Below are 13,258 nucleotides of genomic sequence, written 5' to 3' on the forward strand. Positions count from 1 at the left end.
GGGTTGTTTAAGAGCAATTGTCTTAATTACGAAGGCCGAAGAATATGAAAATTCAGGAAAGTATTAATAAATAATACTTCATATAATTTTTTCTCTTTGGGTTTTCAGGATTCCCGTTGCGGAAAAATGAAAGTGCTTATTGCGCAAAGGCAATAAGCACAGTATAATGCTGATAAATAGGGCAATTAAATTTTTTGTAATGAAAGCAGGTATTACAGATCTTCTTCTCTTTCCAGCATCAGTATGGCGCTTTGCGGTACGATAAAATATTTTTCTCCTTCATACATTACTTCTGTTGCACTGTTCATCAAAAAGATAGCTACATCGCCCTCTCTGGCCTGTAGCGGCAAATATTTTACCTGCTCTTCTTCTGTTTTCCAGGGCTCGTTTTCTACAGGCAGCGGTATGGCATAGCCTGGACCTGTTTTTATTACATAGCCTTGTTGTACCCGTTCCTTTTCCTGCACGCCGGGTGGCAAAAACAGGCCGGTAGACGTTCTTTCGTCTGCATGTTGTGGCTTTATTAAAACACGGTCGCCAATAATGATGAGCTTCTTTAGTTTATTATCCGGTGTTAATAGCATATCCAGTATTTATGCTGCAAAATTATTGCAACAATTTGTTTTTCTTTTTGCAGAAGAAAAGGTTTGCTTATACATATACGCAACAGTAGGTTGAAAACCTGTATAAAATTAAGGTTTAAATATTGTTTTTACATTGTTGCAACCGCCTGATCAAAAGCGGGGCCTGTTTTGTTTGCAACAGACGATCAAAAATTAATGCTTTATCTTTAGTTTAGGGGCGTTCTTATTTATTTCTAACTTATCAAAAACATCTACAATTTGTCATTAATGAAAATCGCTTTTGCCGTTCTTTTTCTATGTTTTTCATTCAATAGTATTGCGCAGAAAAAACAAAACAAAACACCTTTTGAAGGTTATGTGTATAGCCGGGCACCACTGCACGAAAATCCATACATCCAATTGCCTTTGGGCGCCATTAAACCACAAGGCTGGCTGAAGGAAATGCTCATTCGCCAGAAGACTGGTGCAACCGGCAATTTAGATAAGTTGTATCCTCTAGTGATGGGCAGTCGCAATGGCTGGCTGGGCGGCGATGGCGATCAGTGGGAGCGTGGTCCTTACTGGATAGATGGTTTGCTGCCGCTGGCTTATATACTGGACGATAAAGAACTGATTGCAAAAGTAAAACCATGGGTAGAATGGACGATTAGCAGCCAGCAGCCGGATGGTTACTTTGGACCATCTAAAGACTATAGTTACGAGCCGGGCTTGCAAAGAGATAATAGCCGTGACTGGTGGCCAAAGATGGTAATGCTGAAAGTATTGCAACAATACTACAGTGCTACTGGCGATAGGCGGGTGATTAATCTGCTCACCAATTACTTCAAATACCAGCTAAAACAGCTGCCCGAAAAACCGCTTGACCACTGGACTTTTTGGGCACGCTACCGCGCCGCCGACAATATGGAAGTAGTGTATTGGTTGTATAATATTACCGGCGATACATTTCTGCTGAAGTTGGGTGATTTGCTGCACAAACAATCGTTCAATTTTACCAATGCATTCTTAAACACCGATATGCTTTCAACAATGGGAAGCATACATGGTGTAAACCTTGCACAAGGCATGAAAGAACCTGCCATATACTACCAGCAACACCCGGAAGCGCAATATTTGAATGCGATGCAAAAAGGCTTTGCAGACCTGCGCAAATACGATGAAATGGCGCATGGATTGTATGGTGGCGACGAAGCGCTGCATGGCAATAATCCAACGCAAGGCTCGGAGTTGTGTACGGCGGTAGAAATGATGTTTACATTGGAGAATACGCTGCGAATAACCGGCGATGTGAGCTATGCCGACCACCTGGAAAAAATTGCTTTTAATGCACTGCCCACGCAAACGACTGATGATTACATGAACCGACAATATTTTCAGCAGGCCAACCAGGTAATGATTACCCGACAGGCGCACAATTTTGATGTGAACCACGATGGCACCGATGTGTGCTATGGATTGCTTACCGGCTATCCTTGCTGTACTTCCAACATGCATCAGGGCTGGCCAAAGTTTACCCAAAACCTGTGGTATGCAACGGCTGATAAAGGCTTGGCGGCATTAGTGTATTCGCCAAGCGAAGTAAACGCTTATGTGGGCAATGGTACTGCGGTATCTGTTAGAGAAGAAACAGCTTATCCTTTTGAAGAGGGTATAAAATTTACCTTGAACATAGACAATAAAGATGGTGCAGTTACTTTTCCCTTTCACCTGCGCATACCCGACTGGTGCACTAAAGCAACCATTAAAATAAACGGAACCGTATGGAAGGAAGTGCCCGGCAACCAAATGGTAATAATAAACAGAGCATGGAAAAGCAGTGATGTAGTGGAGTTGGAATTACCCATGCACATTTTTAAAAACACTTGGTACGAAAACTCCCGCTCAATAGAGCGCGGACCCATTGTATATGCATTAAAAATGGGCGAAGAAGTAAAAAAGATAGAAAATAACAAGGATGCTGCGCAATACGGCGGCCATTACTTTGAAGTACTACCCACTACACCATGGAACTATGGTTTGGTGAATGTACTGGATGATAAACTGGCAGAAAGTTATACGGTGGAGAAGAAAGGGGCAATAGCCAGTTATCCCTGGAATTTAGATAACGCGCCAATACAAATTAAAGCAAAAGCCAAACGCATACCTGGTTGGCAGTTGTACAACGAAATGGCAGGTCCCATCCCTTACAGCATTGCTTACAACTTAAAGACCAATGATACAATTGAAGAAATTACGTTGGTGCCGTATGGCTGCACACAATTGCGCATATCTCAGTTTCCGGTGATTGCAGGAAGATGAGTACAGGAATGAAAGGAGCAAAATACAAGGAATGAACATAAAGATACAAGTAATGAAGATAAAGGTAAAAGGTATAAGAAACAGGATAAAAATGTACTGTTGTAATAATTCGGGTGTGTTGATCCACTAAGGAAACCAAAAGCCCGCTGTGTTAAAGCAGCGGGCTTTTGCTTTAAATACTTGTTGTTTTATTGTTTAATGAACTTAATGGTTTGGCGGTTATTATCGGTTTGTACGGTTAAGAAATACATGCCTGATGCTAAGGTGGCAACATCCAGTGAAGCGGAAGAAGCGCCTTGCAAATGCAATTGCTTATTTATTACTATACTTCCCTTTGCATCGGCAACAGTTACGATGATGGTTTCTGCTCCGGTATTCATTTGCAAATTGCAGGTGTTATGTACCGGATTGGGATAGAGCTTTGCACTAAATAATTCATCGTCTCCGGTTTTCATTGTTGCTTCACCTGCCATCGTATTGGCTGTTAAAGTAGTAGCAGGATTCACCTTTATTGTAAATGCCTGTTCATCGTACATTGCCGGCGTACCATTATCCGTAACTCTTATGGTAGCGGTATAAGTACCCGTTGCAGTAGGTGTCCAGCTAAACACACCGGTACCCGCATTGATTTTCGAACCCGCCGGCGCATTTCTGAGTGAGAAAGTAAGCGTTTGCCCTGCATCTACATCGGCTGCAGTTGCTTTAAACTTCAATGTATTATTTACAATTACTGTTTTATTTTTAATGGTATCCAGCACCGGTGCATGATTAACGGTTGTTGCCGGCTTAACGGTTATTTTTACTTTAGCTGGTGCCGAAGCCATGCAGCCAATACTTACTTTAAAGGAAAATGAATCAGCACCGGAATATCCTGCATTAGGAGTATAAGTTCTGTTGGCACCGGTACCACTTATTGTTCCGTTTTTAGGTTGTGCCGAAATGGTATAAGTAAGTGATGAACCGCCTGAACCACTTAGCGTAATGGCTACGGCTTTTCCCTGATCCGTAGTAACAGATTGCGGATTGGCAACAAGGTTATTAACAGGAGCAAATATCAGGCTGCCATAGGGGTTGCCTCCATCGGCAATAAGATTTAAATGGCGCAGCACTGTATAGGCGCCGCCGCTAGTAATTTTGAAAATTGTACCGGTATTGTATTTGCCGCCAATGCTTGTTGTACCATACAGCACGCCATCTGGACCCTGTACCAGGCTACCTTTTGGCATTCTGCCATCAGTAGTAGCATTTAAGTATCTTAATACTTTTAGAGTTCCTGTTAAAGAAGCCTTGAAGATGGTACCGGCGCTGTAACTGCCGCCATCACTGCAGGTGCCATACAAGTTGCCATCCTTCCCCTGTATCAGGCTACCTTGCGGGTTATATCCATCCGTACTGCTGTTGAAGGTATGCAATACCGTAAATGTATTAGGTAAAGTAAGCTTAAATATCTTTCCATTATTGGTGGTCATGCCATACAGGCTACCATCTGTTGCCTGTACCAGTCCGCCTTGTGGGCTACTGCCATCGGTTGCATATGCTAAATGTCTTACTACCGTATATGCACCGCCCAACGCTATTTTAAAAATAGTGCCTCCGCCATTAGCGCCGCCTGAGCTATTCATACCGTACAAAAAGCCATCTGTTGCCTGTATCAACCCACCCTGCGGATAGCTGCCATCGGTGCTGCTGTTGAGGTGGCGCAATACCGTATAATTTCCGGTGGGAGTTATTTTAAAAATTACGCCACTGTTGTTATTTCCACCTTCCGATGCCGTACCATACAGGTTGCCATCACTTGCCTGTACCAAACTCCCTTTTGGGTTGCCACCGCTTATACTTCTGTTGAAAGAAAACAACACAGTAGTATTACCACCACACATTTTTATGATGGTGCCATAGCCATAAGCGCCGCCTTTACTGGTAGTAGCATAGTAAGCACTGTCTTTACCTTTTATAAAAGATTCGTAAGGTTCATTGCCCAGGGTAGCACCATTAAAGCTGGTAAGCAATGTTACTGCACCAGCCGTTGTTACTTTAAAAGCGGTGCCCATATTGTAAGTGCCGCCGAGACTGGCCAAAGCATACAGGCTGGCATCGTTACCTTTTATCAGGGCACCGTTTGGCGTACTACCTTCTGTAGCTGGCTGCAGCGAGTGAATAACTGTATAAACGTTGCCAACTAATTTATAAATAGTGCCCGAAGTATAAGCGCCCCCCGTACGGGTCATTCCATAAAAAGCACCATCTGTGTTTTGAAGTAGCGCACCATACGGATTGCCGCCATCTTTGCTGGCAGAAAGATTTTTTAAAACTGTATATACACCACTTGGTGTTATCTTAAAAATGGTTCCGTTGCCGCCGGTCCCACCGCTATAGCAAGTGCCATAAAAATTGCCATCTTTGGCTTGTATCAGGTCACTTTGCGGGTAGCCACCATCCGAAGCTCCATTGAGATGTTTCAGTACAGTTAAGTTACCTGTTTTCGTTATTTTAAAAACAGTACCGTAGTTATAAGTGCCGCCGTAGTAAGCAAGACCGTATAAGTTGCCATCTGTACCCTCGGTAAGGCTGCTATAACTATTGCCACCTTCGGTAGCCATATTCATGTTATGTATTACTGTAAACACACCACCTGGTGTAAGCTTATAGATTGTTCCGGCGCTGTTGGCACCGCCGCTATAGGTAGTGCCGTAATAGTTGCCATCACTGGCTAAAACGAGATGACCATTAGGGTGCGCACCGTCGGTGGAATAATTGAAGTTTTTAATAACTGAAAATGCACCTGAAGTTGAGATTTTAAAGATGGTTCCGTAGGAGGTAATACCACCGCTGGGCGTTACACCATATAGATTGCCATCTGCTCCTTTTATCAGTTCACCATCAGGGTAAGCGCCATCGGTAGTGTAATTAAATTGTTTCAACATGGTTACCGCACCGGTAGCCGACATGCTGAAAACAGAACCATAGCCATATGTGCCGCCGCTGCTGGTCATACCATAAAACTTGCCGTCATCTCCTTTCAGCAAACTGCCGGTAGGTGTTTTGCCCCAATCAGCAAAGTTTTGAATGAGCGAAAAATTGGAGCCATTGGTATTAATGGTAAAGGCAGTGCCTTTACCATCAGGACCGCCATTGGAGGTTAAACCGGTGAGCACTGTTTGTGCCGATGCCGGTTGCAGTAATGTTGTTAAGCCAATCAACAACAGGAAAATGCTGCGGGTTAGTAGTTGGGTAAAGTTATTTTGTTGCATAAAGTAATACTCGTTTAAGGGTTTATATAAATAGTGATAGTTGCTTTGTAAGGCAATACGAAACTACCTTGCAGGTATGCGAAAGGAAATAGCATAAATATGCTATGTAGGCAGAATGTTAAGGAGATGTACAACAATGAGCAGCGTTGAAAGTAATTAATTGTGTAAAATTTAAGGAATTGCATTAGATTAAAATCGCTGTATAAGCTGTTGCTATCCAAGCCTGCGGTTATAGCATGGAGCGATTATGTACCATTATTGCATATTATGCAGATATGGAGCAGGTAGTTTACTCCAAATCCACCATGAAGGTGTCTTAATCAGGGATTTTTTTTATTAATTTTGCGGTGTACTTTATTTTTCCAAAAACCTACAGTAGTTAACCAACACCAAAAGTTTTCGTGTTTGTACAAGTGCTGGCTGGTTTGCAGATTATCATTTATTTTTAAACTTTGCTCATGGTTGCTATCTTGTTATTTTTCTTTTTACATTGGTTTCTGTCTCTCTTTTTTCACACTTTTTTCCTTCACCGTTACGCGTCTCATCAAATGTACACCACCCGCAAGGGCTGGGAAAAAACCTTTTATTTTCTTACCTGGTTTGCACAAGGTTCTTCCTATTTAGTGCCCAGGGCTTATGCTATCCTGCACCGCATGCATCATGAGTATAGCGATACGGAGGAAGACCCGCACTCTCCTCATTTTTTTAAGGACGTATGGCAGATGATGATGCATACTGCTGAGATTTACAGTGCTTATCAAACAGGTAAAAAACTGCCCGATCCGCAGTTTACAAAAGATTACTTGCCTGTTTGGCACAAGCTGGATCGCATTGGCCACCACATGGCTACGAGGCTCACTTTTGCTGCTGCATATATTGCTTTTTATATTTATTTTGCCCCAAGCCTCTGGTGGTTTTTGCTCCTGCCGATACACTTTTTTATAGGTCCGGTGCAAGGCGCTATCGTTAACTGGTGTGGTCATAAATACGGCTACAGCAATTTTGAGAATGGCGATAAATCTAAAAATACCACTCCGTGGGGCGTATTGCTGATGGGCGAACTTTTTCAGAACAATCACCACTACGATAAAGACAACGCCAACTTTGCGCGTAAATGGTATGAGTTTGATACTACCTACCTCATTATGCGCGGCTTAAACAAATTGCGTATCATTCGCCTTGTTCCTGCAACCAGCCCGGTTGTTACAACGCATACAAAGCAGGTGGTTCGCGAACGCAATCTCCAGTTGAATGATTAACATTTTTTAGAAGAGCACTTCCATTTAAATATTTTATAAAACGGGTAAGTATAAAACAGAACTTTATACTTACCCGTTCTTTTTTATACAAACACATAAAGAAAAAATATAAAGTTGTTTGTGTAAATGCTTTGTGCATTATATATTTACCCGCACAACACTTGTCTATGAAAAAAATTTGTATCTCGCTTTTTGTCTTCATTATTCCTTTTATACTGCCGGCGCAGCAAGATAACATTGCTATTATGCCGCAGCCCGTATCTGTTTTGCCGCAGGCAGGCAAATTTACTTTTGCCAATAATATTCTCATCAGTGCGCCAGCTGGCAAAGAAGTGCAGTATGTAACGGACTATCTCACCAATAAACTCCATACAGCCATTGGTTATCCGGTTACTGTTAGCAGTTCGGGTGGCAATGCTGCTATTCAATTACTGCTGAACAAAAACGGCGACACTGCATTAGGCAAGGAAGGTTATAAGCTATCTGTTACGCCAAACAACATTGTTATCCGCGCCAACCAGCCCGCAGGTTTATTTTACGGCGTGCAAACGCTGCTGCAGTTATTGCCCAAAGAAATAGAAAGTGATACCACTGTACATAATGTAAGCTGGACAGCACCTTGTGTAGAGATTACCGATTATCCGCGTTTTGCATGGCGCGGGCTGATGTTTGATGTAGCGCGCCATTTCTTTACCAAAGCGGATGTAAAAGATTTTATAAACCAGATGGTGAAATATAAGCTGAACATCCTGCACATGCATCTCACAGATGATGAAGGCTGGCGTATAGAAATAAAAAGCCTGCCCAAGCTGACCGAAGTAGGTGCATGGAACGTAAAAAAAGTAGGTTATTTTGGTACTTTTTCGCCGCCTATACCCGATGAGCCGCGTAACTATGGTGGTTTTTATACGCAAAATGATATAAAAGAATTAGTGCAATATGCCAGGGAGCATTTTGTAGATGTTTTGCCCGAAATAGATGTGCCTGGGCACAGCCTCGCAGCCATTGCAGCTTATCCCGAATTATCCTGTTCTGGCGGAGCTGTTAATCATGGCGTTTCTTCCGGCGAATCCATCAAAGATTGGTCAACGCACACCGCACTGGTAGATGATAACCTGTGCCCGGCCAACGAAAACGTATATGCATTTTTGGATAAAGTAATAACCGAAGTAGCACAGTTGTTTCCCTTTGAATATATCCACATGGGCGGCGATGAAACCTTTAAAACCTTTTGGGAAAAAAGCGATGCAGTAAAAGCTTTGATGAAAAGGGAAAATCTGAAAACGATGGAAGAAGTGCAGGCTTACTTTAGTAAAAGGGTAGAAAAAATTGTAGAATCGAAAGGCAAGAAGTTCATGGGTTGGGATGAAATACTGGAAGGTGGCCTGGCACCCAATGCCGTAGTGATGAGCTGGCGCGGCATACAAGGCGGTATAGAAGCAGCCAAGCAAAAGCATGAAGTGGTAATGAGTCCCACCACGTTTGCTTACCTCGATTATATGCAGGGCGATCCCATCATAGAGCCACATATTTATGCAACGCTTCGCCTGAAAAAAGCTTACGAGTTTGAGCCTGTGCCCGATGGCGTTGACCCTAAGTACATAAAAGGCGGGCAAGGCAATTTATGGTCAGAGCAGTTGTACAACATGCGCCATGTGGAATATATGCTGTGGCCGCGTGCAATGGCTATTGCAGAAAGTGTATGGTCTCCAAAAAAGGCAAAAAACTGGAATGATTTTGTAGATAGGGTAGAAGCGCAGTTTCCGCGCCTGGATGAGGCAAATGTAAAATATGCACCCAGCCTGTACGATCCCTCTTTCAGTGCCGATACGACTGCGGATGGAAAGTTGATGATTACGCTTACCCCCGAAGCTAATAACCTGGATATTTATTATAGTTTTGATAATTCTTTTCCCGACCGTTTTTATCCAAAATATACCGAACCGTTGATTGCACCCAAAGACGCGGTGATGCTGAAGGTGATTACTTATCGCGGCACTCAGCCAATGGGCAGAATGATTGCGATGCCGTTGGATGTGTTGAGAAAGCGTGTTGCTAAAAAAGAAGAATAAAAACAGGATCTGAACAAACTACAATGAATATTTTGTACGCCACGGGTGAGGGTAGCTGTACCTTTTCCGTGGCGCATTTGTATTAACCGGAATGAGCTATTTAAATTTTCATTAAACTTTAATTTTCTGCTAAAACAGCTTTGTTTATAATTACACCAATGAAAACGATTCTGATTGCTGTCTTTTGCTTACTGCTGGTGTCTTGTACCCAAAAAACGTTGTTCAAAAAGCTGTCTTCCGAGGAAACCGGAATTGCTTTTAATAATGCGATACAGGAAAACGACTCGCTCAATACACTTGACCTGGAATTTTTGTACAACGGCGGTGGCGTTGCCGTGGGTGATTTTAATAAGGATGGCTTGCCCGATTTGTATTTTACAGCCAGTGTTACCAGTAACAAATTGTACCTCAACAAAGGCAATCTGAAGTTTGAGGATGTAACCGGCAAAGCTGGTGTAAGCGGCGTAGGCGAGTGGAGTAATGCTGCTTCTGTTATTGATATAAACAATGATGGTTTTGAAGATATTTATGTATGTACTACTATAAAAAGTGATCCGCAGCAACGCCGGAATTTATTGTACATCAATGAGGGCAAACAAACAGATGGTGTGCCGCGTTTCAAAGAAATGGCATCCGCATACGGCCTTGCCGATACCAGCTACGCGGTTCATGCCGCTTTTCTCGATTATGATAATGATGGCGATCTGGACATGTATCTGGTAACAACCAAGCTGGCTAAAAGAGCATCTACCAGTCTCGGTATCCGGGATACTTCCTCGGAGGATTATGACCGGCTGTACCGCAACGATTGGAATGCCGCCTTAAAGCACCCGGTGTTTACCGATGTGTCTAAGGCAGCGGGTATTCACCAGCATGGCTACGGGCTGGGCGTTGCTGTAGTTGACATTAATAAAGACGGCTGGAAAGATATATATGTAACCAACGATTTTTTTAGCAGCGATCATCTGTACATCAACAACAAGAACGGCACGTTTACCGATGAGGTAAGAGACTATTTTAAACACACTGCACGCAACGCCATGGGCAATGCAGTGGCGGATATTAACAACGATGGTTTGGAAGATGTGCTTACGGTGGATATGAACCCGGAAGACAATTACCGCAAGAAAAAAAATATGAGCGGTTACAACTATTACGAGTATCAACGCATGTTGTACGACAGCAACGAACTGCAATATGTGCGCAATACCTTGCAGTTGAATATGGGGCCGCGCGTAAATGGCAACGACTCGATAGGTGCACCGGCTTTTGGTGATATTAGTTTTTACACCGGTACTGCCGAAACCGATTGGAGCTGGAACCCCTCTATTGCCGACTTTGACAACGATGGTAACAATGATATCATTATTACTAACGGTTACCCACGCGATGTAACGGACCACGATTTTATTGCTTTCAGAGGCATGGCAAAAGGTTTTATAAAAAAACAGGATATTATTAATGAAATCCCTATCGTTAAAATACCGAATTATGCTTATAAGAATAATGGCAATCTGAAATTTGAAAACATTACAAAAGACTGGGGTTTGGATGAGCCTTCGTTTTCAAACGGTGCAGTTGCCGTTGACCTTGACAATGATGGCGATTTGGATTATGTCATCAACAACATTAATGAGGAAGCGTTTGTGTATGAGAATACATTAAACGATAAAGAAAAAACACAAAAGAACTATATAAAGATTGCCTTTGATGGCGGTGCACAAAATACAAAAGGCATTGGCGCTATCGTTGAGTTATATTATGGTAAGACAAAGCAGGTATATGATAATGAGCCTTGCCGCGGCTATCTCTCGTGCACCGATACCAAAGCTTTTTTCGGATTGGATTCTACTAAAACTATTGACTCGCTCGTTATACGCTGGCCCAATCTTACCAGGCAAACCATTAAAGGTGTAAAAGCTAATCAACTGCTCACCGTTAATATTGCTAATGCCCATACACCCGATAGCTGGGATGCTCCGCAAATAGACAGCACTGCTTTATTTACCGACATTACAGCCAACGCAAACATTCACTATAAGCAGTTTGAAGCCGATTATATAGACTTTGATAAAGAGCGTTTGCTTCCACATAAATTTTCGCAATATGGTCCCGGACTGGCTGTGGCTGATATAAATGGTGATGGGCTGGATGATATGTATATTGGTGGCTGTACCGACCAGAATGGGTCTTTATTGCTGCAGCAGCCTGATGGAAAGTTTATACAAAAACTGTTTCCCGGCGATTCTATTGACAGCAGAGGCCGTCCCGAAAATATGGGCGTGCTACTCTTTGACGCCGATGGTGATGGCGACAACGATTTGTGGTGTGCCAATGGCAGCAATGAATATCCGGCAAACAGCAGTACCTATGCAGACCGTTTTTACATTAATGACGGTAAAGGCAACTTCAGGCTGGATACCACAGTAATACCTCTAAACTACACCAGCAAAAGCTGCCTTAAAGCTGCTGATTATGATGGTGATGGAGACCTCGATTTATTTATTGGCGGGCGTTGCATGCCGGGCAATTACCCAATGCCGGTCAGCTCATTTATTTACCGGAATGATTCGCACAATGGCATTATTAAGTTTACCGATGTTACTGCTTCGGTGTGTAAAGACCTGCAAAAAATAGGAATGGTGTGCGATGCGGTATGGACGGATTTTGATAATGACGGCGCTACCGATTTAATTGTTACCGGCGAATGGATGCCTGTTACTTTCTTTAAAAACAAAGGCGGTAAATTTGAAAATATAACTGCACAAACCGGTATTGCAGGCCAGAAAGGTTGGTGGAGCAGCCTCGCAGCCGGCGACTTTGACAATGATGGCGATATAGATTATATAGCTGGCAATCTTGGTTTGAATGCCTTTGTAAGAGGTAGTGATAAAGAGCCGGTAAGAGTGTATGCCAAAGACTTTGACAACAACGGTAATACAGATGCGGTGCTTACGTTGTACCTGAAAGATCAGCAAGGTGTAAGGCGGGAGTACCCTGCACTTACCCGCGACGATATTACCAGCCAAATGCCTGCGCTGAAAAAGAAATATAATGCCTATAAAGATTTTGCTGTGGCGGACATTCACCAAATGTTTACGCCCGAACAGTTGAAAGATGCGCTGGTGCTGGAGGCTAATAATTTTACAAGTTGTTATATACAAAATAATGGCAATGGCAAGTTTGTAATGAAGCCTTTACCCCAAATGGCGCAACTGGCGCCATTGAATGGTATGCAAACCGGCGACTTTAATGGCGATGGCAATCTGGATGTTGCTATTTGTGCTAATGATTATGGCAACGAAATAACCGCCGGCCGTTATGATGCGATGAATGGGCTGGTACTGCTCGGCGATGGTGCCGGTAATTTTACGGCACAAACCATTTTGCAGAGCGGCTTTTTTGTGCCCGGTGATGCTAAAGCATTAGTAGCTTTAACAGGTGCTGATAACAGTTATCTGTTAGCTGCATCGCAGAACAAGGATGATTTAAAATTGTTTAAGAGCAAACTGAACACACAGCATATGGTACCGGTGCAATCTGCTGACAGGGTGGCTTACATCACTTTAAGTGATGGTAAAAAACGCAAAGAAGAACTATATTTTGGCACTTCGTTCCTATCTCAGTCGGCAAGGTTTATTACAAAAAATAACAGCATTAAACAAATAGAAATTGTAAACGCTAAAGGGGAAAGGCGGGTAGTGCAGTAGGATTTTGAGCCGCAAAGTCATTAAGCAAATAAGTTGCAAAAAGATCATTTTATTCTTTTTGCAACTTATTTAGGTTGATAGGTG

At 42.8% G+C, this 13,258-nt stretch carries 6 protein-coding genes; 4 read left to right on the plus strand and 2 right to left on the minus strand.

Annotation, left to right across the window (positions count from 1 at the left end; translation table 11 throughout):
- Positions 1-212: 212 nt before the first annotated feature.
- Positions 213-584: a co-chaperone GroES gene (locus FC093_RS08455; protein ID WP_137261331.1), complete on the minus strand. Its 372-nt coding sequence runs from the start codon at positions 582-584 to the stop codon at positions 213-215.
- Positions 585-851: 267 nt separating this feature from the next.
- Here FC093_RS08455 and FC093_RS08460 point away from each other — a divergent pair, with 267 nt between their 5' ends.
- Positions 852-2,882: a beta-L-arabinofuranosidase domain-containing protein gene (locus FC093_RS08460; RefSeq protein ID WP_137261332.1), complete on the plus strand. Its 2,031-nt coding sequence runs from the start codon at positions 852-854 to the stop codon at positions 2,880-2,882.
- Between the two features lie 188 nt (positions 2,883-3,070).
- Here FC093_RS08460 and FC093_RS08465 read toward each other — a convergent pair whose 3' ends face one another.
- Complete coding sequence (locus FC093_RS08465; protein WP_137261333.1) at positions 3,071-6,133, minus strand: choice-of-anchor tandem repeat GloVer-containing protein; 3,063 nt, start codon at positions 6,131-6,133, stop codon at positions 3,071-3,073.
- Between the two features lie 458 nt (positions 6,134-6,591).
- Here FC093_RS08465 and FC093_RS08470 point away from each other — a divergent pair, with 458 nt between their 5' ends.
- The 3 genes from FC093_RS08470 to FC093_RS08480 all read left to right on the plus strand — a co-directional run bounded on the left by FC093_RS08470 (position 6,592) and on the right by FC093_RS08480 (position 13,174).
- Positions 6,592-7,392 carry a fatty acid desaturase gene (locus FC093_RS08470; RefSeq protein WP_137261334.1) on the plus strand — a complete coding sequence of 267 codons (801 nt, stop codon included), beginning with the start codon at positions 6,592-6,594 and terminating at the stop codon, positions 7,390-7,392.
- Positions 7,393-7,559: 167 nt separating this feature from the next.
- Positions 7,560-9,464: a beta-N-acetylhexosaminidase gene (locus FC093_RS08475; protein WP_137261335.1), complete on the plus strand. Its 1,905-nt coding sequence runs from the start codon at positions 7,560-7,562 to the stop codon at positions 9,462-9,464.
- A gap of 158 nt (positions 9,465-9,622) precedes the next feature.
- Complete coding sequence (locus FC093_RS08480; protein WP_137261336.1) at positions 9,623-13,174, plus strand: VCBS repeat-containing protein; 3,552 nt, start codon at positions 9,623-9,625, stop codon at positions 13,172-13,174.
- Positions 13,175-13,258: the final 84 nt, after the last annotated feature.

The organism is Ilyomonas limi (assembly GCF_005233845.1).
In the GTDB taxonomy this organism is placed as follows: domain Bacteria; phylum Bacteroidota; class Bacteroidia; order Chitinophagales; family Chitinophagaceae; genus Ilyomonas; species Ilyomonas limi.